Annotated in this window: 22 protein-coding genes; 10 read left to right on the forward strand and 12 right to left on the reverse strand. The window is 69.7% G+C overall.

The features are described 5' to 3' along the window. Positions 1-26 precede the first annotated feature (26 nt). The gene (locus tag WKR98_RS05560; protein ID WP_341432317.1) at positions 27-2,231 is read left to right on the forward strand and encodes a phosphocholine-specific phospholipase C; all 2,205 of its coding nucleotides are present in this window, start codon (positions 27-29) and stop codon (positions 2,229-2,231) included. A 49-nt stretch (positions 2,232-2,280) separates the two neighbouring features. On the opposite strand, the gene pcaDC is transcribed toward WKR98_RS05560, so the two are convergent. Both pcaDC and pcaB read right to left on the reverse strand, forming a co-directional pair. Then, on the reverse strand, positions 2,281-3,447 hold the full coding sequence (pcaDC, locus tag WKR98_RS05565) for a bifunctional 3-oxoadipate enol-lactonase/4-carboxymuconolactone decarboxylase PcaDC (RefSeq protein ID WP_341432318.1): 1,167 nt from the start codon (positions 3,445-3,447) through the stop codon (positions 2,281-2,283). A 3-nt stretch (positions 3,448-3,450) separates the two neighbouring features. Next, positions 3,451-4,812 (reverse strand): 3-carboxy-cis,cis-muconate cycloisomerase, encoded by a 1,362-nt coding sequence (gene pcaB / locus WKR98_RS05570; protein ID WP_341432319.1) that lies wholly within the window; start codon positions 4,810-4,812, stop codon positions 3,451-3,453. 194 nt (positions 4,813-5,006) lie between these two features. Between pcaB and WKR98_RS05575 the strand changes: the two genes are divergently transcribed. From WKR98_RS05575 to WKR98_RS05600, 6 genes are all read left to right on the forward strand, one after another. Next, a complete protein-coding gene (locus WKR98_RS05575) occupies positions 5,007-6,173 on the forward strand; it encodes an enolase C-terminal domain-like protein (protein ID WP_341432320.1) in 1,167 nt (388 codons plus the stop codon). A gap of 11 nt (positions 6,174-6,184) precedes the next feature. Then, complete coding sequence (locus WKR98_RS05580; protein WP_124687201.1) at positions 6,185-7,105, forward strand: ketopantoate reductase family protein; 921 nt, start codon at positions 6,185-6,187, stop codon at positions 7,103-7,105. A 19-nt stretch (positions 7,106-7,124) separates the two neighbouring features. Next, entirely contained in the window at positions 7,125-8,384 is a 1,260-nt protein-coding gene (locus WKR98_RS05585; protein WP_124687202.1) for a 3-isopropylmalate dehydratase large subunit, read from the forward strand. Then, positions 8,381-8,884, forward strand: coding sequence for a 3-isopropylmalate dehydratase small subunit (locus WKR98_RS05590; protein WP_341432321.1), 504 nt, complete (start codon positions 8,381-8,383; stop codon positions 8,882-8,884). Before WKR98_RS05585 ends, WKR98_RS05590 begins: the two co-directional genes overlap by 4 nt. A gap of 38 nt (positions 8,885-8,922) precedes the next feature. Next, entirely contained in the window at positions 8,923-9,936 is a 1,014-nt protein-coding gene (locus WKR98_RS05595) for a Bug family tripartite tricarboxylate transporter substrate binding protein (protein ID WP_341432322.1), read from the forward strand. Between the two features lie 82 nt (positions 9,937-10,018). Beyond that, positions 10,019-11,062: a LacI family DNA-binding transcriptional regulator gene (locus tag WKR98_RS05600; protein WP_161567641.1), complete on the forward strand. Its 1,044-nt coding sequence runs from the start codon at positions 10,019-10,021 to the stop codon at positions 11,060-11,062. 6 nt (positions 11,063-11,068) lie between these two features. On the opposite strand, the gene WKR98_RS05605 is transcribed toward WKR98_RS05600, so the two are convergent. Beyond that, complete coding sequence (locus tag WKR98_RS05605) at positions 11,069-11,980, reverse strand: LysR family transcriptional regulator (RefSeq protein ID WP_124687206.1); 912 nt, start codon at positions 11,978-11,980, stop codon at positions 11,069-11,071. Between the two features lie 75 nt (positions 11,981-12,055). Here WKR98_RS05605 and WKR98_RS05610 point away from each other — a divergent pair, with 75 nt between their 5' ends. Then, a complete protein-coding gene (locus WKR98_RS05610) occupies positions 12,056-12,814 on the forward strand; it encodes an alpha/beta fold hydrolase (RefSeq protein ID WP_124687207.1) in 759 nt (252 codons plus the stop codon). Between the two features lie 30 nt (positions 12,815-12,844). Beyond that, positions 12,845-13,828, forward strand: coding sequence for a Bug family tripartite tricarboxylate transporter substrate binding protein (locus WKR98_RS05615; protein ID WP_341432323.1), 984 nt, complete (start codon positions 12,845-12,847; stop codon positions 13,826-13,828). A gap of 43 nt (positions 13,829-13,871) precedes the next feature. On the opposite strand, the gene WKR98_RS05620 is transcribed toward WKR98_RS05615, so the two are convergent. From WKR98_RS05620 to WKR98_RS05660, 9 genes are all read right to left on the reverse strand, one after another. Next, positions 13,872-14,999: a porin gene (locus tag WKR98_RS05620; RefSeq protein ID WP_341432324.1), complete on the reverse strand. Its 1,128-nt coding sequence runs from the start codon at positions 14,997-14,999 to the stop codon at positions 13,872-13,874. A 162-nt stretch (positions 15,000-15,161) separates the two neighbouring features. After that, complete coding sequence (locus tag WKR98_RS05625; RefSeq protein ID WP_341432325.1) at positions 15,162-16,340, reverse strand: alpha/beta hydrolase family protein; 1,179 nt, start codon at positions 16,338-16,340, stop codon at positions 15,162-15,164. A 17-nt stretch (positions 16,341-16,357) separates the two neighbouring features. Beyond that, a complete protein-coding gene (locus WKR98_RS05630; RefSeq protein WP_124687210.1) occupies positions 16,358-16,885 on the reverse strand; it encodes a VOC family protein in 528 nt (175 codons plus the stop codon). 37 nt (positions 16,886-16,922) lie between these two features. Beyond that, complete coding sequence (locus WKR98_RS05635) at positions 16,923-17,648, reverse strand: ABC transporter ATP-binding protein (RefSeq protein ID WP_341432326.1); 726 nt, start codon at positions 17,646-17,648, stop codon at positions 16,923-16,925. Next, the gene (locus WKR98_RS05640; protein WP_341432327.1) at positions 17,641-18,423 is read right to left on the reverse strand and encodes an ABC transporter ATP-binding protein; all 783 of its coding nucleotides are present in this window, start codon (positions 18,421-18,423) and stop codon (positions 17,641-17,643) included. The genes WKR98_RS05635 and WKR98_RS05640 overlap by 8 nt, the downstream gene beginning before the upstream one ends. After that, complete coding sequence (locus tag WKR98_RS05645) at positions 18,420-19,415, reverse strand: branched-chain amino acid ABC transporter permease (RefSeq protein WP_124687213.1); 996 nt, start codon at positions 19,413-19,415, stop codon at positions 18,420-18,422. Before WKR98_RS05645 ends, WKR98_RS05640 begins: the two co-directional genes overlap by 4 nt. After that, entirely contained in the window at positions 19,412-20,296 is an 885-nt protein-coding gene (locus WKR98_RS05650; protein WP_124687214.1) for a branched-chain amino acid ABC transporter permease, read from the reverse strand. Before WKR98_RS05650 ends, WKR98_RS05645 begins: the two co-directional genes overlap by 4 nt. Positions 20,297-20,314: 18 nt before the next feature. Beyond that, positions 20,315-21,484 carry an ABC transporter substrate-binding protein gene (locus WKR98_RS05655; RefSeq protein WP_341432328.1) on the reverse strand — a complete coding sequence of 390 codons (1,170 nt, stop codon included), beginning with the start codon at positions 21,482-21,484 and terminating at the stop codon, positions 20,315-20,317. Positions 21,485-21,503: 19 nt separating this feature from the next. After that, on the reverse strand, positions 21,504-22,109 hold the full coding sequence (locus tag WKR98_RS05660) for an NADPH-dependent FMN reductase (protein ID WP_341432329.1): 606 nt from the start codon (positions 22,107-22,109) through the stop codon (positions 21,504-21,506). 130 nt (positions 22,110-22,239) lie between these two features. Here WKR98_RS05660 and WKR98_RS05665 point away from each other — a divergent pair, with 130 nt between their 5' ends. Further along, complete coding sequence (locus tag WKR98_RS05665; protein ID WP_124687217.1) at positions 22,240-23,163, forward strand: LysR family transcriptional regulator; 924 nt, start codon at positions 22,240-22,242, stop codon at positions 23,161-23,163. Positions 23,164-23,201 lie beyond the last annotated feature (38 nt).

The following is a 23,201-nucleotide window of genomic DNA, read 5'->3' on the forward strand; positions in this document are numbered from 1 at the left end:
CCCCGTCAACCCACCGGATTCCAGACATGACTTTCGATTCGTCCAAGCGCAGGTTCCTGCGCACATCGCTCGGCTCCGCGGGCGCCGCCGCCGCGCTGGCCACTTTCCCGCCCAGCATCCGCCGCGCGCTGGCCATCGATGCCAACAATGCCACCGGCACCCTTCAGGATGTCCAGCACGTGGTGCTGGTCATGCTGGAGAACCGCGCCTTCGACAGCTATTTCGGAACCTTCCGCGGCGCGCGCGGATTCGGCGACCGCTTCCCTATCCCCGTGGCCGACGGCAGGAACGTGTTCCACCAGGTCGACGCCGCGGGCAATTCCATCGCCCCCTATCGCCTGGACGTGAGCAAGGGCAACGCGCAGCGCGCGGGCGGCACGCCCCACACCTGGCCCGACGCCCAGGCCGCCTGGGACCACGGCCGCATGGGCAAATGGCCCGCGGCCAAGACGCCGCTGTCGATGTCCTACTACGAGGCCGCCGAGGTGCCGTTCCAGCGCGCGCTGGCCGAGGCCTTCACGCTTTGCGACGCCTACCACTGTTCCATGCACACCGGCACCATTCCGAACCGCCTGTTCTATTGGACCGGCACCAACGGCCCGAGCGGCGACAAGGTCGCGGCCATCATCAACGAGTTCAACGGCGGCAACGACGTCGGCCCCTCCACCGAAGGCTGGACCTGGGCCACCTACGCCGACCGGCTGCAGGCGGCGGGCGTGAGCTGGAAGGTCTACCAGAGCCTGGCCGACAATTTCGGCTGCAACGAGATGATGAGCTTCCGCCACTGGCGCGCGGCCATCGAGTCCATGCCGCCTGCGCGCCGGCCCGTGGCCCTGCCCGGGACGTCGCCCGCCTACGACCCCGCCATCGACGATGCCCTGAGCCCGCTCGCCAAGGGTTTCGGCAACACCATGCCGGACGGCTTCCTGCAGGCGCTGCGCGATGACGCGCGGGAAGGCCGGCTGCCCTCGGTATCGTGGATCATCCCGCCGTCCACCTACAGCGAGCACCCCGGCCCGTCGAGTCCCGCGCAGGGCGGCTGGTACGTGCAGCAGGTGCTGGATGCGCTGACCGCGAATCCCGAGGTCTGGAGCAAGACGGTGCTGCTGGTCAACTACGACGAGAACGACGGTTTTTTCGATCACCTGCCGCCGCCGTCGGCGCCGTCGCGCGGCGAGGACGGCTCGCTGGCCGGCGCCAGCACGCTGTCCGAGGCCGACATGGCCTTCGAGTACTTCGACTACGCGCCCGCCACCGCGAAACAGCCGCCCAGGGACGGCAAGCCCTTCGGCCCTGGCCCGCGCGTGCCGCTATGGGTGATCTCGCCCTGGAGCCGCGGCGGCTGGATCAATTCGCAGACCTTCGATCACACTTCGACGCTGCTGTTCCTGGAGAAGCGCTTCGGCGTGCGCGAACCGCAGATCGGCGCCTACCGGCGCGCGGTGTGCGGCGACCTGACGTCGGCCTTCAACTTCGTGGATCCCAACGGCGAGAAACTGCCGACGCTGGCGGGCCGCAGCACCAAGGCCGCGGTGGACAACCTGGCCACGGCCCAGGCCGCGGCGCCCAGGATACCGGTGCCCGCGAATCCGGCACTGCCGGAGCAGGAGGCGGGTACCCGCCCCTCGCGTGCGCTGCCCTACGAGCTGCACACGACGGCCAGGGTGGACGCGCGCGCCGGCGCCGTGACGCTGGTGTTCGCCAACGCCAGCCGGGATGGCGCCGGCGCGGTGTTCCACGTCTACGACAAGCTGCACCTGGACCGCGTGCCGCGACGCTACGTGGTCGAGGCCGGCAAGACGCTGGACGGCGCGTGGCGCGCCGACGCGGATGGCGGCAAGTACCACCTGTGGGTGCTGGGTCCTAACGGCTATCACCGCGAGTTCGCCGGCAACACGGGCGAATCGTCCGCCAGCGGTGGTCCTGAAGTCCAGGCGTGCTATGAATTGTGCGATCCGCCCAGGCTCCAGCTCAAGCTGCACAACCGTGGCGGCAAGCCCTGCGCCTTCGAGGTGTCCGCGCCGGCCTACCGGAAGGACGGACCCTGGAAGGCGACGGTCGAGGCGGGAGCCGAGGGGGAATTGAGCTGGCCGGTGGGCGACAGCGGCGGATGGTACGACTTCGTCGTGGCGTGCGACGCGTCGGCGTCGTTCCAGCGCCGCGTGGCCGGACGTATCGAAAGCGGCAAGGACTCGATCACCGATCCGGCGATGGGCCTGGCCGGGGATTGAGCGGGATGGCGCCGGGAGCGGCTGCGCTCCCGGCGTTCGCGGGCGGTGCCTAGCCCTGCTTGTGCTTCTCGATCACCTTGCCGGCCAGATGGAAGCCGGTGTTGGCCGCGGGCACGCCAGCATAGATGGCGGCCTGCACCAGGGTTTCTTCGATGACGGCGGGCTCGATGCCGGCGCGCAGCGCGGCGGCCACGTGCATCTCGAACTCTTCCCAGCGGCCCAGCGCCAGCATCATCGACAGCACGGCGATGCGCCGGGTGGTGTCCTCGAAGCGGCTGGAGGTCCAGACCTCGCCCCAGGCGTAGCGCGTGATGAAGGCCTGGAAGCGGCGGTTGAAGGGCGTGATCGCGGCGTTGCGGGCATCGACGTAGGCCGGGCTCAGCACCTGGCGGCGGCGCGCCATGCCGTAGTCGTAGCGGTCCTGTTCGGTCTCGACCGGCGGATCGGTCAGGAACTCGACCAGCGTGTCGCAGAACTGCACCGGGACTTCGCTGGCCGCGATGTGTGCGGCGGGCAGCATGCGGGTCGTGGCGCCCGGGATCCGGCCGGCAATGAACTCGCCGGCGGCCGGCGGGGTCGAGACGTCGCGCTCGCCGGTGACGACCAGCGTGGGCACGGGGATGCGGTGCAGGTCGTCCGCCACCTGCATGTCGCGGATGGCCGCGCAGCAGCCGGTGTAGCCGGTGGCGGACGTTTGCAGGAACGTATTGCGCACGCGCTGGAACGCGACGCTGCTGCGTTCCACGTATTCGGGGGTGAAGAAGCGGCCCATGGCCATGTCGACGATGCTGGCCATGCCGTTGGCACGCACGGTGTCGATGCGGGTCTGCCAGGCCTTGGGATCCATCTGGCACGAGGTGTTGCACAGCACCAGGCGGCGCAGGCGTCCCGGTTTGTTGATGCCGTACCACATGCCTATCATGCCGCCCAGCGACACGCCGGCATAGTCGAAGGTTTCGGCGCCGGCGGCCGTGGCGACGGCGTCCAGGTCGTTGCCCAACTGCTCCAGCGTGTAGTCGCCGGCCGGCGCATCCGAGGCGCCGTGGCCGCGCGCATCGAAGCGGATCACGCGGAAATGGCGCATCAGGCGCGGCAGCACGTCGTCCCAGACCGCGAAGTCGGTGCCGATGGAGTTGGCCAGCACCAGCGGCGGCAGGTTTTCGTCGCCGTCGCTGCGCCAGTAGATGCGGGCGTCGCCGCTGACAACGTGGGGCATGTTCTAGTCCTCCTGGATAAGGGTCTTCTGTTCCTGCCATTGGTACAGCACGGCGCTGCACATGGGCTGGCACGCGGCGATCTGCGGCTGCGGGCCCGCCAGCATGTCGATGTCCCCGGCGCCGAGCACGGCGGTGACTTCGGGAATCTGCTTGAGCAGCTCGGCCACCGGCGTACGTTGCGAAATGGCCTGCTCGCACACCTGGCCCACGATGCGTTGCGCCTGGGCCGGCCCGAGCAGCGCCGACAGCCGCAGCGAAATGCCTTCCGAATAGACGACGCCGTACAGGCGGTCGATGTTGGCCTGCATGGCCTGAGCATCGACGCGCACGCCCTCGGCGATGTCGACCGCGGCGGCGATGCTGCTGGCGGCAAGGCTGAACAGATCGGCCAGTACCGGCAGCGAGTTGGGCCAGGTGCCCAGGCCGCGCTCGTGCTCGGAGGCGAGCTCGCCGGCCAGGATGGACGCGAGCGCGGGGGCGCGGTACGCGGCGTCCATCAGGTACATGCTGGAGACGGGGTTGCGCTTGTGCGGCATGGCCGACGATCCGCCGCGTCCTTCGCCCGTGGGTTCGAAGGCCTCGGCCACCTCGGCCTGCATGAGCAGGGAGATGTCGCGGCCGATCTTGCCCAGCGCGCCGCACAGGATGGCAAGCTCGCTGCCCAGCCGCGCCAGCCGGTCGCGCCCGCCCTGCCACGAGATGGCGGGTACGCGCAGGCCCAGCCGGTCGGCCAGTGCGCGCGCGACGCGCTGGCCTTCGCCGTAGTGGGTGGCCAGCGTGCCGTTGGCGCCGCCGAACTGCAGCGTGCAGGCCTCGTCCCCCGCGCGTTTGAGCGCCGCGCTGCTGCGGCCCGCGGCGTCCAGCCAGCCGGCGACCTTCCAGCCGAAGGTGACCGGCGCGGCGGGCTGGATCAGGGTGCGGCCCAGTAGCGGCGTGTGCCGATGGGCCTCGACCTGCGCGGCCAGCGCGTCGCCCAGCCGGACCAGTTCGGTCCGCAGCAGATCCAGCGACTGCCGGGCCAGCACGACCATCGCGGTGTCGGCCAGGTCCTGGCTGGTCGAGCCGTAGTGCACGTAGGAGGCGGCGCCTTCGTTGCGCTTGCCCACCGCGGCCTTGAGCGTCTTGACCAGCGGAATGGCCAGGGTGCCGGCCACGCGGGCATCGGCCGCCAGCTTGCCGGCGTCGAGCGAGAAGGACGAGCAGGTATCGATGATGGCCGTGGCTGCGTCGGCCGGGATGACGCCGCAGTCGCGCTGCGCGGCGGCCAGTTCGGACTCGAAGCGGATCATGGCGGCGATCACCGCCTGGTCGGTCCAGATGGCCCGGATGGCCGGGGTCGAGAAGAAGGCGTTGAGAGCGTCCATGGGGAAGGCCGTATCGGAAGGGCCGCGGCGGCGGCCGGACTGGGCATGACGATAGCATGGCGGGTCACGGGTTTTCCCCCGGCCCGGCGCTCCCTTGACTAATGCACACGTGTGCATTTATCCTGGCGACCAAGATGAAAAGAAGCGGCTGCCGTTGCGCGGCCGCCAGCGCCACCCCACAGGAACGAGGCACCATGATCATCAAGGAGCTGCGGGAACTCACGGTCCCCCTGCGCGGCAACATCTCCAACGCCCTGGTCAACTTCTCCGAGCACACCGTCTCGCTGGTGGCGGTCGTTACCGACGTCGTGCGCAACGGCAAGCCGGTCACCGGCATCGCCTTCGATTCCATCGGCCGCTACGCCCAGGCAGGCCTGCTGCGCGAGCGCTTCTTCCCGCGCCTGCTGGCCGCCCGCCCGGAATCCCTGCTGGATGAATCGGGCCGCCGCTTCGACCCCGCCAAGGTGCACGCCTGCGCGATGCGCAACGAAAAACCCGGCGGCCATGGCGACCGGGCCGCGGCGGTGGCCGCGCTGGAGCTGGCGTTCTGGGACCTGAACGCCAAGCTGGACGACGAACCCGCGTTCCAGACCATCAGCCGCGCGCATGGGGTCTCGCGCGTGCGCGACGACGTGGATGTCTATGCCGCGGGCGGCTACTACTATCCTGGCGATCCGTGCGCCATCCTGCGCGACGAACTACTGCGCTACCGCGACATGGGCTTCTCGGCCTTCAAGATGAAGATAGGCGGCGCGGACCTGGCCACCGACGTGGCGCGGGTCGAGGCGGCGCTGAAGGTCGCGGGCGACGGCGCCAGACTGGCGGTCGATGCCAACGGCCGCTTCTCGGTCGACGAGGCGGCGGCCTATGCGAAGGCCATGGCGCCGTACGGGCTGCGCTGGTTCGAGGAAGCCTGCGACCCGCTGGACTTCGATGCCAACCGCCGCTTCATCGAAGGCTATCCCGGCGCGGTGGCCACGGGCGAGAACCTGTTCTCGGCCGCCGACGTGCGCAACCTGTTGCGCTTCGGCGGCATGCGGGCGGACCGTGACATCTTCCAGATGGACGCGGGGCTGAGCTACGGCCTGACGGAGTACGACCACATCCTGGCCGAGATGGACGCGCATGGCTACCGGCGGGCGCAGCTCTATCCCCATGGCGGCCACCTGATCAATCTGCACATCGCCGTGGGGCTGCAACTGGGCGGCTGCGAGGCCTATCCCGGCGTGTTCCAGCCCTTCGGCGGCTATTGCGACGACTGCGTGGCCGGCGATGGCCGCATCGCGCCGTCGGGCGCGCCGGGCTTCGGGCTGGAGCGCAAGCCGGAGCTGCGCGAGGCGATCGGACAACTGCTGGCGTGAAGGAGACGCGCATGAAGATCCTGGTGATGGGTTGCGGGGCCATGGGCTCCATCTATGCCGGCCTTCTGGCGGGCAGCGGCAACGAGGTGGTGGCGGTGGACACCTGGCGCGAGCACGTCGCCGCCATGCGCGACCACGGCCTGCGGGTGGAAGGGGCGAGCGGCGACCGGGTGGTGAAGGTGCGCGCGCTGGAGCAGGTGCCGGACGAAGCCATGGATCTGATCGTGGTCGCCGTCAAGGCCGCGCACGTGGCCGAGGCGGCGGGCCGGCTGGTTCCGGCCGTGGGGCCGGACACTCGCGTACTGACGATCCAGAACGGCATGGGCAGCGCGGACCTGGTGGCGCGGGCCGTGGGCGCGGAGCGGGTGGCGGTGGGCATCGCCGGCGGCTTCGGCGCGCAGATGCGCGGCCCGGGCCACACCTTCCACAACGGGATGGAGATCATCCGCATGGGCGCCTACTCGACGCTGGCGCGCGAGCGGGTGGACGCCATCGCGGCCCTGTGGCGGGCGGCCGGCTTCAAGGCCGAGGCCGTGGGCAACATCGCCGCCATGCAGTGGGAGAAGCTGATCTGCAACGTCGCCTACAGCGCGCCCTGCGCGCTGACCGGCATGACGGTGGGCGAGGTGATGGACGATGCCGACATGGGGCCGGTCAGCCGGGCCGCGGCGGTCGAGGCCTGGGAAGTCGCGCGGGCGCGCGGCGTGGCCCTGTCCGTGCAGGACCCGGTGGCCCACGTGCGGGCCTTTGGCGCGAAGATCCCCAACGCTCGGCCCTCGCTGCTGCAGGACCTGGAGAACGGGCGGCCCAGCGAGATCGACGTCATCAACGGCGCCGTGCCCCGGGAAGCGGCGCTGGCGGGCATGCAGGCCCCGGTTAACGCGACGCTGACGGCGCTGGTCCGCCAGCGCGAGCGCCGGGCGGCGCGCTGATGGCATCCGGGAGCCGGCCATGGGCATGACCGCCACCGAGAAGATCTTCGCCCGCCACGCCGGACGCGACCGGGTGCGCCCCGGCGAGATCGTGACGGCCCGGATCGACCGTGCGCTGCTGAACGACATCAGCGGGCCGATCGCCTTCGAGCGGCTGGCGCAGATGGGCGTGACGCGGCTGCGCGACCCGGATCTGGCGGTGCTGGTGGGCGACCATTTCGCGCCGCCCAAGGACGTGGCCTCGGCCCGCGCCCTGCGTTCGCTGCAGCGCTTCGCCGACGAGCACGGCGTGCGGCACCACTACGACATCGGCACCGGCGGGATCGAACACACGCTGCTGCCCGAGCTGGGGCTGGTGCGTCCGGGGGACCTGATCGTCGGCGGCGATTCCCATACCTGCACCTATGGCGCGTTCGGCGCCATCGGCATAGGCATGGGGTCTACCGACATCGCGGCGGCGCTGGCGATGGGCGAGCTGTGGTTCACCGTTCCGGCCACGCTGCGCATCGAGTTCCACGGCGAGCGGCAGCCTTACGTGACGGGCAAGGATCTGATCCTGCACCTGCTTCAACGCCTGGGCGTGGATGGGGCGGCTTACCAAAGCATGGAGTTCGGCGGCCCGGGCATGGGCGAAGCGACCATGGACGAGCGCATGGCCTTGTGCAACATGGCGGTGGAAGCCGGCGCCAAGACCTGCATCGTGCCGCCCGACGACGCGACCCGGGCGTGGGCGCTGCGCACGGCGGGCGGCGCAGGCGTGATCGAGCATGGAGACGTGGACGCCGACTATGCCGATCGCCTGGACGTGGCGCTGGATGCGCTGCCGGTCCTGTGCGCCAGGCCTTACTCGCCCGGCAACGTGGCGCCGGTGGCCGAGGTGCGCGGCGTGCGCGTGGACCAGGCCTACATCGGCAACTGCGCCAACGGCACGCTGACCGACCTGCGCCAGGCCGCGGCCATCCTGCGCGGACGCAAGGTGGCCCGGGGCGTGCGCTGCGTGGTCGTGCCGGCCACGCGGGACATCTACCGGCAGGCGTTGGCCGAGGGGCTGATCGACATCTTCGCCGAGGCCGGCGCGCTGGTGTCGCCATCGACCTGCGGCGCCTGTGCCGGGCTGAGCACGGGCGTGCTGGCCGAGGGCCAGGTCTGCGTGGCGACCACCAACCGCAATTACCGCGGCCGCATGGGAGACCCGGATTCCCAGGTCTACCTGGCCAATGCCCACGTCGCCGCGGCCAGCGCGGTGGCGGGCGAGCTCATCCATCCGGAGGCGCTGTGACGCAAGCGAGCGCAACGGCGCGCCGGTTCGGCGACGACATCGATACCGACGTCATCATTCCCGCCATCTACCTGACCTCGCATCGTCCCGAGGTGTTGGCCCGCCATTGCATGGAGCCGCTGGACCCCGGGTTCGCCGCCCGGGTCAAGCCCGGCGACGTGCTGGTCGCGGGCCGCAACTTCGGTTGCGGTTCGTCGCGCGAGCATGCGGTGCTGGCGCTGCAGGCGGCCGGCATCGCTTGCGTCGTGGCCGAGAGCTTCGCCCGCATCTTCTTTCGCAACGCGCTCAACAACGGACTGCCGCTGGTGGTCTGTCCGGACGCGGTCCGCGATGCCCGCGAAGGCGACGCGATCCGGGTGGACCTGGACGGCGGACAGGTCTGGCTGGGCGCGCGCGCCTATCCGTTTCCCGTCCATCCGCCCTTCCTGGCCGGGATGATCCGGCAAGGCGGGCTGGTGGAATACGTCAGGCGGCGGCTGGCCGAGACCGGTCCGGACTGACTCACCAACGAGGCGCACAGACGCCAGAGGAGACACGCATGGATCCCCAACCCCGACGATGCGGCCGCCGGCGACGCCTCGCGCTTGCCGCCGGACTGCTGCCCGCGTTGCTGCTGGCGGCGCCAGGACCGGCGTTTGCGCAGGCCGCCGCCCGTTATCCCGACAAGCCCATCCGCCTGATCGTGCCGTTCGCGGTGGGCGGCACCAGCGACGTGTTCGCGCGGCTGGTCGGCCAGAAGCTGTCCACCGCCTTCGGCCAGCAGGTGGTGGTCGAGAACCGGCCCGGCGCCAACGGCAACATCGGCACGGACATCGTCGCCAAGGCCGAGCCGGACGGCTACACGCTGCTGTTCGCGGCCGACGGCACCATGGTGATCAACCCCAGCCTGTACGAGAAGCTGCCGTTCAACGTCGAGCGCGACCTCGCGCCGGTGTCGAGGGTGGTGCTGGTGCCGCTGATCATCGTCGCCAATCCGCAATTGAAGGCGTCCACGCTGCCCGAACTCGTGGCCTTGGGCAAGCGCGCCGACGCCGACCTGGACTTTTCGTCCGCGGGCCTGGGCAGCACCGGCCATCTGGCGGGCGAACTGTTGAAGTCGCGCACGGGCATACGCATGTCGCACGTGGCCTACAAGGGCGGCGGGCAGGCGGTGACCGACGTCGTGGGCGGGCAGGTGCCGCTGCTGGTGACGGCGCTGGCCACCGCCGATCCGTTCATCAAGAGCGGCAAGCTCAAGGCCATCGCGATGACCTCGGGCAAGCGCGCGGCCGGGGCGCCCGGCATTCCCACCGTGGCCGAGGGCGGCGTGCCGGGCTTCGATGTCTCGTCGTGGTACGGCATCCTGGCGCCGGCCCGCACGCCCGCGCCCGTCATCGAAAAGCTGCATGCCGAACTGGCGCGCATCCTGCAGGCCGACGACGTGCGGCGCCGCTTCCAGGAACTGGGGGGCGAGCCCATCGGCGACACGCCGAAGGCCTTCGCCGGCGTGATCAAGGACGATCTGGCCAAGTGGGCCCGCATCGTCAAGGACGCCGGCATCAGCGTGCAATAGCCGCGCGCCCTTCGTATCCGCCTGCCCGCGCGCGGACAGGCGGACGGGTACACTCTGGGCACCGGACGCCCACAGGAAGCCCATGGCCAGTTCCAAGCCCGCCCACGGTCCCGTCACCATCAAGGACATCGCCGCCGCGCTGGGCATTTCGCACACCACCGTCTCGCGCGCGCTGAACGATCATCCCAAGCTCAGCGACGACACCAAGGCGCGGGTACGGCAGGCGGCGCAGGAACTGGGCTACGTGCTGAACGCCTCGGGGCGCATCCTGCGCGGCGGCGCCAGCCCGCTGGTGGGGCTGGTCATTCCGGACATCCAGAACGATTTCTACAGCGCCATCGCCAAGCGCCTGGCCGAACGCTGCCGGGACGCGGGCTTCCAGATGGTGCTGGCCATTACCGAGGACGATCCGCAGGCCGAGTGCGGCGAGGTCCAGGCGCTGATCCAGGCCCGTGCCGCCGGCATCGTCATCACGCCGTCGCCGGCGCCCCTGCCACGCACGGTCGAACTGTTGGCCGGCACGCCCGCCGTGCAGCTCATACGCAGCGTCGCGACGCTGGCTACCGACGTGGTGGCGATGGACGATGCCGCGGCGGCACACGCAGCGGCGGCCCACCTGCTGTCGCTGGGTCACCGGCGCGTCGGCTATGTGGGCGGGCATGCGCGCATCAAGCCGGGGCGGGACCGCCTGCGCGGGTTCGTGCGGGCACATGCCGAAGCCGGGCTGGAGCCGGATCCGGATCTCATCGTGCAGGTGCCGCCGCGCCAGGAGTTCGGCGCCGAGGCCATGCGCCGGCTGCTGGCCGCGCGGCAGCGGCCCACGGCGGTGGTCATCGGCAGTTCCGAGCTGACCATCGTCGCGCTGGCGGTCATACGCGAGCATGGCCTGTCCATCCCGTCGGACATCTCGGTGGTGGGCTACGGCGATCCCAAGTGGTACGAACTGACGACGCCGCCGCTCACGGCGGTGCGCCTGCCCATCGAGGCGCTGGCGGCATCCACGGCCGAACTGGTTTTTGCGCGCATCGCCGCCCAGGCGCGGCCCGGCGAACCCGCGTCCGCGCCGCGCAAGCTGCGCATCCGGCCCGAACTGATCGCGCGAGGTTCCGCAGTTCCGCGCAGATGAAGACGCCTAGCGCCGGCGCGCCGCCTTCGGCCGGACGTTGCCGTGCAGGGCGGCATAGGCCGTCAGTTCCTGTTCCATCGCCTGGGCCAGCGGCGGCAGGGATTGCGACTTCACCTTCACGATGCCGATCCGCCTGTGGCGGCCGGGGCGGACCAGCGGCACGAAGCACAGGTCCTTCGCGAAGGCCGGCACCGCCAGCCGGGGCAGGATGGTGACGCCCACCTGGCTGGACAGCATGGCCGACAGCGTCATCATGTTGGAGACGTGGAACCAGCAGCTGTCCAGCCACTTCGCCTCGGGGGTGCCGTTCAGCTCGCGGTGGGCGGTGGTGCCGATCAAGGGCAGGTCGGCCAGCACGGACCAGTCCAGCCGGCTGCGCCGGGCCAGCGGATGGCTGGCGTGGCAGACCAGGCCGAACGCGTCCGTCATGAGCGGGATGAAGTCCAGGCCGGGCGTGATCGAGATCTCGCTGGACAGGCCGAAGTCGACTTCCCCCGACAGCACCATGCGGTGGATGTTTTCGGAGTTGTCGTCGATCAGCCGGACCGCGGCGCCGGGATGCCGGCCGATGAAATCCTTGATCAGCGCCGGCACCCAGTTGGTGGCGAAGCTGCCTATGGAGGCCAGCGTGAGCGTGCCCGCGTGCTGGCGCGACTGCGACAGCAGCGTCTCGACGATGCGGTCGTGGTGCTTGACCAGTTCCCTGGCCAGGGGCTCGCACACCTTGCCGAAGGGTGTGGGGGTGGTGCGGCGGTCGGCCTCGAACAGCGGCGCGCCCAGTTTTTCCTCCAGCAGCTGGATGATCTTGGAGACGGCGGGCTGGCTGCGCAGGACCTTGTCGGCGGCGACGCGATAACTCTTCGCATCCAGCACGTGCAGGAAAACGCGCAACTGGGCGATGGGGATCTCTGCCAGCATGTCGATTCCATATGGTTATTGTCTGATCAATATTATTCAATTTTTGGATGATGCGGACGAGCCTATGATCGCCGGATGAATCATGCAGATCGACCCGACGAACTGCTCATTGCGCCGCACGTCGTCCAGCACCCCGGCCCCCTCGTCCTTGCCCTGGCCGGGGGCGGATGCAGTCCAAGGATCTACGGCCAGGTCGCGGCCCCCGGCTGCGCGCTGCATGAAGTGGACTGGATGCGGGGGGCGGGACCGTTCACGCCGCCGGCGGTCGCGCGGCGGCTGGCCGACGCGCTGTCGCCGCGTACCGCGCCGACCGTCTTGCTGGGACATTCGCTGGGCGGCGTGATCGCGCTGCTGACGGCCCTGGCCCGTCCGTCCGCCGTACAGGCGCTGGTCATCTCCAACACGGGTCCGCACACGCGGGACCACGGCGACAACTCGCTGCCCGAACGGATACGCCACCAATGGACTCCGCAGACGCGGCGCGCTTTCCTGCAAGCCTGCTTCGCGCACGAGCCGCCGGCCGCCCTGATGCGGGAGCTCGAGCGCTACCTGGGCGAGCTGCCGGCCGAAGCGCTGCTCGAAGCCGTCGAGGGGCTGCGCCGGATAGACCTGAGCCACGGCCTGGGCGCGCTCCGCTGCCCGGTGCTGATCGCGCACGGGGAACTGGACCGGCGCCGCGGCGTGGCCGACGCGCGGCGGCTGGCGGCGCTGATTCCGGGCGCCGAACTGGTCCTGCTGCCGGGCGGCCATACCCCCATGGTGGACTGCGCCGGCGCCTACAACGAGGCGCTGGACACGTTTCTGGCGCGGCATCTTCGCGCAACCCAACCCTGACGGGAAACGACAAAGAACGAGGAGACAAGCATGAACATCGGAAGCATCCGGCGCCTGGCGCCGGCGGGTCTGCTGGCGTGCGCGGCAGCCTGGACCGGCATCGTGCACGCCCAGGCATCCGACTGGCCGAGCCGGCCGGTCACCATCATCGTGCCGTCGGCGGCGGGCGGCGCGGCCGACTTTTCCGCGCGGGTGTTCGCGGGCTATATCGCCAAGGTCCATCCCAAGGCCACCGTCGTGGTCGACGACCGCCCGGGAGCCGGCGGCGTGATAGGCACCATGGCAGCCAAGGAGGCCAAGCCCGACGGCTACACCTTCCTGTTGTCCACCAATTCGACCCACGCCGCCAACCTGAGCCTGTACAAGGACCTGCGCTACGACCCGGTCAAGGATTTCGTGCCGGTGGGCCGGTTCGGCACCTTCGGCTCGGTGTTGATGGTGCCCAAGGAAAGCCCGTTCCGGACGGTGCAGGATCTCATCGCCCAGGCGAAGTCGCACCCCGGACGCATGAGCTTCGGCTACTACAGCTCGTCGTCGCAGGTGCCGGCGGAAATGCTGAAGGCCGCTGCGGGCGTGGTGTATGAAGGCGCCGCCTACAAAAACGTGACGCAGATCATCACCGACCTGATCGGCAAGCAATTCGATTTCGCGTTCCTGGATGCGCTGTCGGCCGCCCCCGCCCTGCAGAACGACCGGCTCAAACCCATCGGGGTCACGACCCCGCGCCGGCTGCCGCAACTGCCCGACGTGCCCGCCATTGCCGAGGCCATTCCCGGCTACGAAATGCAGGGCTGGCTGGGGCTGACCGCCCCGGCCGGGACGCCACCCGCCATCGTGGAAACCGTGAGCGCGCTGATGGGCAAGGCCATGGCGGACCCCGAGGTCAGGCAGTCGCTGGAGGCCAAGGGCATGCAGGCGGGCTTCCTGCCCGCCCGCGACATGGGCGCTTTCATCGCCGCGGACATCGTGCGCTGGCGCGACTGGGTGCGCATGGCCAACATCCCGCCCAACTGAGACGGGAGCCGCGCCGGCGTGCCGCGCCGGCGCGGAAGCCGCGTCAGAACTTGTGCCGTATGCCGGCGATGACGGACATCTGCGTCTTCGAGTCCGACGGCAGGTTGCTGAAGATCTGCGCGTAGCGGGCGTCGCCAGCGGCCTTCTGGTAGATGCCCACCAGGAAGACGTCGGTGCGCTTGGACAGGAAGTAGTCCACGCCCAGGTTCAGTTGGTGCCACTTGGGCTTGTTGCCGTTGCTGCTGTACTTGCCGTCGGTGAAGATGTAGCCGGCGCCCACCAGGGTGCTGGGGTTGATGAAGTAGGTGATCGTGCCCTCGTAGTTCGACAGCTTCAGGTCGCTGTTGTCGAAGTAGTCGAACTTGCTGTGCGTGTACAGGGCCGAGACCTTCAGCGCCGGCGTGATGGAGTAGGATCCGCCCGCGCCGTACATGGACTGGCGGTTCACGCCCGCGCCGCCGGGGCTGGTGACGAAGGGCGAGGTGATGCCCCAGTCGCCGTAGATCGCGCCGTTGGGGTTGGTGGCGCTGTTGGGCCGGCGCATGTCGTGGTAGGCCACGCCCACCGACCAGGGGCCCTGGGTGTAGCCCAGCCCGGCGCTGATGCTGCGGTTGTCGGTGGAGTCGCCGGGTTTCTCGGCGGCGCCGTAGACGCCGATGAATTGCAGGCCGCCGAACTTGTTCATGTACTGCACCGAGTTGCTGATGCGGGCGACCGGGAAGAGGTTGTCGTTGTCGCCGATGTGGGTGCCGATCGAAGCGAACTGGATGGCCGATTCGTAGCCCACCAGAGTCTGCGACATGGCGTCCATCTGCCGGCCGATGGTGACCTGTCCCCAACGGTCGTTGGCCAGGCCGACGATGGCGGTGCGGCCGAACAGGCGGCCCTGGGTCCAGGTGCCGGTGTCGGGCGAGAATCCGCTCTCCAGGTTGAACAGCGCGCGCGTGCCGCCGCCCAGGTCCTCGGTGCCGCGCAGCCCCCAGCGCGAGACCTGCATGACGTTGGCCTTGAGCTCGGTCAGGCTCTTGCCGCCCACGTTGGTGGTGTAGGACAGGCCCTCGGAAATGATCCCGTACAGCGTGACGCTGGTCTGTGCCTGGGCGGTGCCGCCCAGGGCCGCCGCCAATAGGCCGCAGCCTGCCGCGGCGGAGGCCGCGATGCGTGTCTTCATGGTGTCTCCCCTCTTATTGGTGATGGCCTGGCGACGGGCAAAGCAGGGTCCTCCAGGCGCGCGGGGCGTCCGGATGCGAAACCCGTCGTCAGGTGTGGTGGCGCGCCGGACGGTCAGGAAGGGCACGTGGCCCGGACCTCCCGCCGGCGGACGGCGCGCCGGTCAGTCAAGCAGTCCGCGCTGCCTAAGCCAGTCCATGCATAGGTCCCCCGCCTGTTGCAGATGTTCGGGTTGGCCGACGAAATAGTGGTTGGCCCCCCGGATCACGGTCATGCTCTTGTCGGCGCTTGCCGCCGCGTCGAAGATGCGGCGGGTGTGCGGCTGCGGCACGGCGTCGTCGGCCGAATGCTCGATCGCCAGCAGCGGCACGTGGATGCCGGTGGCGCATTTCTCGCCGTGCGCGTTGGTGTCGTCCGGCGACCATTGCGACAGCCACGAGCGCAGCGTGGAAAAGCGCGCCAGCCCGATGGGGCCGTTGTTGGCGGTCTCGGGCACGCCCATGAAGCAGGTGCCGATGGGCCGGTCGTTGGGATCGATGGCGCCGTCCAGGAAGCGTGGCTCGGCCATGGTGCGGTGGGTGGCGAAGCCGCGTTCCAGTTCCTTGCCGCCGCGTTTCTTCAGTGTTTCCAGCGTTTCCTTGACCCAGGCCGTGCGGCGGCGGATGCGGGCCAGCTGCGCGGCGCGGAAGCGCGACAGGAACTCGGCCGAGTACGGCGGCTTGCGGTCGGGGTGGTAGAGATCGAGCTCCGGGTCGCGGCGGTCCGGGTCGTTCTCGTCGATGACGCTGGGGTCGATCCAGTCGGCGAAGGTGACGGCGCGCGAGACGTGCGCCGCCTGGAAGATCATCGCGTCGGCCGGTATCAGCCCGGCGGTGGTGATGGCGCAGGGGTCGCCCGCCGGCGTGTGGGTGACCGTGGGCCGCTCGGCCTGCGACTGGTAGAACAGCGACAGCGAGCCGCCGCCCGACCAGCCCATCAGCACGATCTTCTCGTAGCCCCATGTTTCGCGGGCATGGCGGATGTAGGCGCCCAGGTCCACCACCACGTTCTCCATGATCAGGGCGCTGTCGTTGCGCGCATACCGGCTGCCGGCGCACAGCACGTGCAGGCCGCGGGCGGCCAGGGCGCGCGGCATGGGCAGCAGCTGCAGCGTGGTGGCCGGGTGCATGAAGACCAGCAGGGTCCGCGATTGCACGCCCTTGGGGACGTAGCGGACGCCCTCGAGGTGGATGGTGCCGAGCGAGCCCGCGAAGCCGTACACCGCCTTGAAGGCCGCCTGTTCCGGGAATTCGACGTGCACCCATTCGGCCTGGGTGTCGTACAGAGGTCTGTCCTTGTCCACTGAGCGGTCTCCCGGGATCAGCGTGCCGCGGCCAGGCGCGCGGCCTTTTCGCGGGTCCAGGCGTCGCACTGCGAACGCGCGGCGGCGCGGTAGCCGGCCATTTCCTCGTCGCTGGCCACGGTGGTGGTCAGCTCCAGCCGCACGCCGTTGGGGTCGAAGAAGTAGATGGACTGAACGAAGCCCTCGTGGTCTACGGGGCCCAGTACTTCCACGCCGGCGGCCTGCAATCGGGCGCGCGCCTGCTCCACCGCCTGTACCGAATCCACCCGCAGCGCCAGGTGATTGGCCCAGCGCGGCGTGTTGGGCGAGGGCTCGGCGGCCTGGTTGTCGCCCAGGTCGAAGAAGGCCACGTTGCTGCCATCGGTCATCTCGAAGAACAGGTGGACGTAGGGGCAGTGTTCGCCGGTGCTGGGGATGGTCTCGGCGCGCACCAGGTGCGTGAGCGGCAGGCCCAGGATGTCCTCGTAGAAACGGCGGGTTTCCTCGGCGTCGCGGCATCGATAGGCGAAGTGGTGCAGGCCGCGGATGGGTACGAAAGATGTCATGGTGTTGCTCCGGATGAAACGTGGGGTCGCGTCGGGCTCATGCCGCCCGCCGCGCCAGATCGAAATAGAGTTGGGCGAGGTCGTCGCGGCGGGCCAGCTCGGCGCTGTCGGCGGCCAGCGCGATGCCGCCCTTCATCAGCACGTAGGCGCGGCGGGTGAAGGGCAGCGCGATGTCCAGCTTCTGCTCGACCAGCAGCATGGTCAGGCCTTCGGCCCGCAGCCGGTCGAGCACCGTCAGGATCTCGTCCACCACCCGCGGCGCCAGGCCCAGGAAGGGCTCGTCCAGCAGCAGCATGCGCGGCGCGGACATCAGCGCCCGGCCGATCGCCACCATCTGCTGTTCGCCGCCCGACAAGGTGCCGGCAAGCTGCCGGCGCCGCTCGGCCAGGCGGGGGAACAGGCGGTAGACGAAATCGAAGCGTTCCTCGGCGCGCGAACGGTCGCGCCGGACCAGCGTGACCGAGCCCAGGCGCAGGTTGTCTTCCACCGAGAGCGGCGCGAACACGTGCCGGCCCTCGGGAACCTGGACCAGTCCCGATTCGACGATGCGGTGGCTGGGCAGCCCGCCTATGTCGGCGCCGGCCAGCTTCACCGTGCCCGAGCGCTGCGCGAGAATGCCCGACAGCGCCGCCAGGAGCGTGGTCTTGCCCGCGCCGTTGGGCCCCAGCAGCGCGACGGTCTCGCCCCGCTCCACCCGCAGGTCGACGTTGCGCACCACGGGCGCGTGGCCATAGCCGCCGCTGACGTTGCACAGTTCAAGCATGGGCCAGGTTCTCCACGTTGCCGAGGTAGGCCTCGATCACCGCCGGGTCGGCGCGCACCGCGTCGGGCGTGCCGTCGGCGATCTTGCGGCCGAAGTTCAGTACCGCCACCCGGTCGGCCAGCGCCATCAGGAAGCGCATGTCGTGCTCGATCAGCAGGACCGCGATGCCCTGCCGCGCGATGCCCAGGATGATCTCCTCCAGCCGCGCGCATTCGCCCTGCGCCAGTCCGGCGGCCGGTTCGTCGAACAGCATCAGGCGCGGCCCGGCGGCCAGTCCGCGGGCGATCTCCAGCAGGCGTCCCTGGCCGAAGGACAGCGTGGAGACCTCGGCCTGCGCGAACTCGCCCAGGCCGACGAAGTCCACCAGTTCGTCCGCCCGCCGTTGTGCCTCGCGTTCGGCGCGATAGGAGTCGGGGGTGCCCGCCAGCACGCGCCACAGCGAGGCCGGCATGCGCGTGTGCATGCCGACCATGACGTTCTCGCGCACCGACAGGCTGTCGAAGGACTTGTTGTGCTGGAAGGTGCGCACGATCCCGCGCGGCGCGAAGCCGTGCGTGGGCACGCCCGCCAGCGAGCGGCCGTCGAAGGCCAGCTGGCCGCTGGTGGGTTCGAACGCGCCGGCGATCATGTTGAAGGTGGTGGTCTTGCCGGCGCCGTTGGGGCCGATCACGCCCACCACTTCACCCGCGTGCACGTCCAGGTCCAGGTCCGACACGGCGTGCAGCCCGCCGAAACGCTTGCACAGGCCGCGTGCCTGCAACAGTGGCGCATTCATGCCAGGCCCTCCCGTTTCACCGGCTTGGGCTCGACGGCCGGCACGCGCGGCAGGGCCGCGGGAGGCCGGTGGCGACGGGCTTGCAGCCGGTCCCACAGCCCGATCAGGCCGCGCGGCTGGAACAGCACCGCCAGCACCATGAACACGCCGAACACCAGGGCGTGGTGGTGGCCGATGATGGGCGAGAGCACGAGCGGCATCAGGTAGAGCAGCACCGCGCCCAGGATGGCGCCCGCCATGCGGCCGCTGCCGCCGACGATCACCATGAACAGCAGCAGGAAGACGTTCTCGAGCCCGAAGATGTGCGGGTTGACGGTGTTGTCGACGAAGGCGTAGACCATGCCGGCGACGCCGGCCAGCGCGCTGGTGACGGCATAGGCGATGACCTTGGTGCGCCGCACGTCCACGCCCATGGCCGCGGCGGCCTCGGGGTTGTCGCGCACCGCGCGGCAGGCGCGGCCGAACCAGGAACGGTCCAGCCGGCCGATGATGGCCATGGTGGCCAGCATCAGCACCACGATCACCACCGTGTACCAGGGGCCCGTGACGTGCACGCCGAAGATGTCCGGCAGCCGGTAGCTGGCGAGCCCGCCGGTGCCGCCGGTGATTGTGCCACCCTCGTTCAGCACGACGATGAAGAGCTGGGCGAAGGCCAGCGTGGCCAGCGCCAGGTAGAAGCCCTCGAGGCGGGTGGCCGGTATGGCCACCACCAGCGCCAGCGCCACGCAGACCGCCACCGTGGCCAGCACCGCCAGCGGCAGCGGCATGCCCGCCTGGGTGACCAGGATGACGATGGTGTAGGCGCCGATGCCGTAGAAGCTGAAATGCGAGAAGGCGATCTGGCCCGAGACGCCGAACAGGAAGTTGTAGCTGATGGCCAGCGCGATCCACAGCAGCATCTTGCGGTAGATGTCGGTCTGGTAGGCCCCGAGCGCGAAGGCGATGGCCGACAGCACCACGGCCGCCACGACGTAGGAAAGCAGGGATTTCATGCGCGGGCCTCCCGGGGACGCAGCAGGCCCGCGGGGCGGACCAGCAGGAAGGCGATCAGCAGCACCAGCGGCACGCCCATGGCCAGTCCGGGCGGAACCGGCGCGTAGCGCACCGTGAACTGCTCGGCGAAGGCCAGGATCAGGCCCCCCAGCAGGGCGCCCTCGACCCGCGTCGCTCCGCCTATGACCAGCGCGGTGAAGCCCTGTATGGCCAGCGGCATGCCCATCAGATAATGGGCCGAGACATTGGGCGCCACCAGCACGCCGGCCAGTCCGGCCACCACCGCCCCGGCCGCGAAGGACAGCGCCGTCACGCGCGACAGGTTGATGCCCATCAGCGCGGCGGCGCGGCGGTCCAGCGCGACCGCCTCGAACGACCGGCCGGTCAGGGTGCGTTCGAAGAAGTACCAGGCACCCGCGAAGACCGCCGCGGCAATCGCGATGATGAAGAAGCTCTGGTACGACCCGGCCAGCAGCCCGAGTTCCAGCCGGCCGAAGCCGAAGGCCGGGGGCACCGGCTGCGGGTCGGGGCCGAAGCCCAGCGACACCAGCTCGCGGAACACCACCAGCATGCCCAGCAGCGCGAGCACCGGCGCCAGCGGCGGCGCGCCCCTGACCACCAGCGGCCGCACCGCCAGCCGTTCGGTCAGCCAGCCCACGGCCACCATCAGCACGGCCACCAGCGCGATGGACACGGCATAGGGCAGCTCGATGCGGGACAGCGCCACGTAGGCGCCGAAGGCCGCCACCATGGCCCATTCACCCACGCCGAAGTTGATGATGCCGGTCGGGCGCGTGATCAGCAGATAGGCCAGCGCCACCAGCCCGTAGATACAGCCGCTGGCGGCGGCGCTGACGAGAAGTTCGAGTAGATCGGTCATGAGGCCCCTGCACCCGCGTCACTGCGCGCCCGAGAAGACGACCTTGCCCTGCTTGTCGCCCTCGTACACCCGCACCACCATGCCGTTGCGGTCGAAGCCCGTGCGCTTACCCGCAGGGAAGCCGTAGGCCGATCCCACCGCGCCCAGCACGCCCGCGTAGCCCTGCGTGGCCTGCATGGCCGCGCGCACCTTCTCCTTGTCGGTGCCGCCGGCCCGCTTGATGGCGTCGGCCACCAGCATCAGCCCGTCGTAGCCGTAGCCGTTCAGGTTGTAGGGCTCGACGCCGTTCTCTTTCTTGTAGGCCTCGATGAAGCGGCGCGCTTCCGGCTTGGCCGGGTCGAAGGCATCGACGAACACCACGCCGTCCAGCAGTCCCTTGGCCACCACCGCGGTCTGGGGCACCGACAGGTTGAAGTTGCCCAGCACCGGCATCTTCAGGCCCAGCTGGCGGTACGAACGCAGGATGAGCACGTTCTCGGGCGTGGTGACGCCGGTCAGGAAGATGGCGTCGGGCTTGGCCGCGCGCACCTTCTGCATCCGCGGGTCGGCGGTGGTCGAGCCGCGCGGGACCACTTCCTCGGCCACGATCTGCACGCCGGATTTCTCCAGCCCCGCCTTGAACGAGCGGTTGGTCAGCTGGCCCAGGTCGGAGTTTTCACCGACCAGCGCCACGCGCTTGAAGTTGCGGTTGGCCGCGTAGGCCAGCAGCGTGGCGATCTGGGTCGAGCCCAGCGGGCCGGTCTGCCAGAAATAGGGGTTGTCGATCTGCGTGGTCAGGGTGTCGCCGCTGTTGGAGGGCGTGAGCTGCGGCGTCTTGGTTTCCAGCGTGACGGTCTGCACCTGCTGGGTCGACGGCGTGAGCGACAGCGACAGGATGAACGTGGCGCCGGCTTCCACCAGCTTGCGCGCGGCCGTGGCCGAGATGTCGGGGCGGGCCTGGTCGTCCTCGATCAGCAGCTCGACCTGGCGGCCCAGGATGCCGCCCCTGGCATTGAGCTCCTTGGCGGCGAAGACGGCGCCCGCGGTGACCGGTTCGGCATAGGGCTTGGCCGGGCCCACCTTGTCGGTGATGATGCCTATCTTGATGGGTTGGGCCATGGCGGGGGCCATGGCCAGCACGGCGGCGGCCAGGGCGGCGCGCACGGCGAATCCGGCCATGCGGCTGGACCGGGGGGATGCGATCTTCATGGTGTCTCCTCCTGTTGTTCTAGGCGCGGGCCGGGTCCAGGGCGCGCAGGCGCCGGACCCAATGGGCGAAGGCCGCCATCTGGTCGCCCAGCACCTTGCGCGTGGCTTCGTCGGCCAGCCGGCCCTTGGCGTCGAATTTCGTGTGGCAGGAACCGATGAATACCTCGGGCCGCAGCAGCACCTGGGCTTCCAGGCAGCCGAGGATCTTGCGCAGGTCGTACTGGTTGCGTGCGCCTCCCACCGGTCCCTGGGTGGCGGACAGCACGGCCACCGGCTTGTACCGGAAGGGCTGGGGGTCCAGCCGCGAAAGCCAGTCGATCGCGTTCTTGAGCGCGCCGCTGACCGAGAAGTTGTATTCGGGGCTGGCGATCAGCAGTCCGTCCGCGGCGCGGATGCGGTCCGCCAGTTGCCGCACCGGCTCGGGAATGCCCTCGGCCTCCATGTCGCCGTTGTAGATGGGAATGCCGTCGAGGTCGGCCAGTTCCAGCGACAACTCGACCGGCATCAGGTCGTGCGCGGCAAGCAGCGCCATGCGGTTGTAGGAACGGCGCCGCAGGCTGCCGCATATCCCCAGGATCTGGAGGCGGCCGGCCTGATGCGCGCCGGGCGTCGTATGAGCGTCCAAGCGTCTGTCTCCCGTGGCGCCTTCGTGGCGCCTGTTTTTCGTGATGGCGAAGCCAGTCTATGGCCGAGCGATATCAATTCCTAGCAAAATGGTTTATCTTCAATATCAACGGCGTTGATATCACTCCGGCATGGACCTGCTGCGCTTCGACCTGAATCTGCTGCTGTGCTTCGACGCCATCTACCGGCACCAAAGGCTGTCGGCGGCGGCCGACGAACTCAACCTGACCCAGCCGGCGGTCAGCGCCGCGCTCAAGCGGCTGCGCGCCCATTTCGACAATCCGCTGTTCGTGCGCACCTCGCGCGGCATGCGGCCCACCCCGTTCTCGGACGGCATCGCGCCCAAGATCGCGCAGGTGCTGGAAGTGCTCAAGGGCGTGGACCTGTCGTCGGAATTCACGCCCGCCAGCACCACCATCAATTTCCGCGTCTACATCAACGACGTCGGCATGATCGTCGCGATGCCGCAGGTGCTTGCCCACCTGCGCGAACACGCGCCGCACGCGCGCCTGACCATCGTGGACCTGCGCCCGGACGAGGTGGTCGACGCCCTGGACAGCGGCAACATCGACCTGGCCATCGGCTATTTCCTGGGCATGCCCAACTGGGCGCGCCAGCAGAACCTGCGCACCACGCGCTACGTCTGCATGGTCGCGGGCCACCATCCCGAGATCCGCGACTCCCTGTCGCTGGAGCAGTTTCTGCGCTGCCGCCATGCCATGTACGTGAACAGCGGCTCGCAGTACTACGCCATGGAGCAGGCCCTGGCCGAGCGCGGCCTGACGCGCGACGTCATCCTGCACGTACCGCGCTTCTCGGCCCTGCCCTTCCTGGTGGCGCAGGCCGACCTGATCGCGACCGTGCCCGAGGACCTGGGCACGCTGTTCTCGCGGCTGCTGGACGTGCGGATCTTCACGCCGCCGCTGGAACTGGCCAATTTCCAGATCCACCAGTACTGGCACGAGCGGCTGCATGCCGAGCCGGCGTATCGCTGGCTGCGGCAGATCGTCTACGACAAGACTTCGGGGCTGCCCGTGGCGCGCCGCGCCGATTGAGTGCCCGGGCGACTCAATCCACGCGTGTTTTCGAATTG

It is taken from the genome of Pigmentiphaga sp. YJ18 (assembly GCF_038066655.1).
Taxonomy (GTDB): Bacteria; Pseudomonadota; Gammaproteobacteria; order Burkholderiales; family Burkholderiaceae_B; genus Pigmentiphaga.

Bases quoted from the DNA above. Each gene is read 5' to 3' on its own strand.
- WKR98_RS05560 (WP_341432317.1), top strand. From the start codon at position 27: ATGACTTTCGATTCGTCCAAGCGCAGGTTCCTGCGCACATCGCTCGGC.
- pcaDC (WP_341432318.1), bottom strand. From the start codon at position 3,447: ATGCCCCACGTTGTCAGCGGCGACGCCCGCATCTACTGGCGCAGCGAC.
- pcaB (WP_341432319.1), bottom strand. From the start codon at position 4,812: ATGGACGCTCTCAACGCCTTCTTCTCGACCCCGGCCATCCGGGCCATC.
- WKR98_RS05575 (WP_341432320.1), top strand. From the start codon at position 5,007: ATGATCATCAAGGAGCTGCGGGAACTCACGGTCCCCCTGCGCGGCAAC.
- WKR98_RS05580 (WP_124687201.1), top strand. From the start codon at position 6,185: ATGAAGATCCTGGTGATGGGTTGCGGGGCCATGGGCTCCATCTATGCC.
- WKR98_RS05585 (WP_124687202.1), top strand. From the start codon at position 7,125: ATGGGCATGACCGCCACCGAGAAGATCTTCGCCCGCCACGCCGGACGC.
- WKR98_RS05595 (WP_341432322.1), top strand. From the start codon at position 8,923: ATGGATCCCCAACCCCGACGATGCGGCCGCCGGCGACGCCTCGCGCTT.
- WKR98_RS05600 (WP_161567641.1), top strand. From the start codon at position 10,019: ATGGCCAGTTCCAAGCCCGCCCACGGTCCCGTCACCATCAAGGACATC.
- WKR98_RS05605 (WP_124687206.1), bottom strand. From the start codon at position 11,980: ATGCTGGCAGAGATCCCCATCGCCCAGTTGCGCGTTTTCCTGCACGTG.
- WKR98_RS05610 (WP_124687207.1), top strand. From the start codon at position 12,056: ATGAATCATGCAGATCGACCCGACGAACTGCTCATTGCGCCGCACGTC.
- WKR98_RS05615 (WP_341432323.1), top strand. From the start codon at position 12,845: ATGAACATCGGAAGCATCCGGCGCCTGGCGCCGGCGGGTCTGCTGGCG.
- WKR98_RS05620 (WP_341432324.1), bottom strand. From the start codon at position 14,999: ATGAAGACACGCATCGCGGCCTCCGCCGCGGCAGGCTGCGGCCTATTG.
- WKR98_RS05630 (WP_124687210.1), bottom strand. From the start codon at position 16,885: ATGACATCTTTCGTACCCATCCGCGGCCTGCACCACTTCGCCTATCGA.
- WKR98_RS05635 (WP_341432326.1), bottom strand. From the start codon at position 17,648: ATGCTTGAACTGTGCAACGTCAGCGGCGGCTATGGCCACGCGCCCGTG.
- WKR98_RS05640 (WP_341432327.1), bottom strand. From the start codon at position 18,423: ATGAATGCGCCACTGTTGCAGGCACGCGGCCTGTGCAAGCGTTTCGGC.
- WKR98_RS05645 (WP_124687213.1), bottom strand. From the start codon at position 19,415: ATGAAATCCCTGCTTTCCTACGTCGTGGCGGCCGTGGTGCTGTCGGCC.
- WKR98_RS05650 (WP_124687214.1), bottom strand. From the start codon at position 20,296: ATGACCGATCTACTCGAACTTCTCGTCAGCGCCGCCGCCAGCGGCTGT.
- WKR98_RS05655 (WP_341432328.1), bottom strand. From the start codon at position 21,484: ATGAAGATCGCATCCCCCCGGTCCAGCCGCATGGCCGGATTCGCCGTG.
- WKR98_RS05665 (WP_124687217.1), top strand. From the start codon at position 22,240: ATGGACCTGCTGCGCTTCGACCTGAATCTGCTGCTGTGCTTCGACGCC.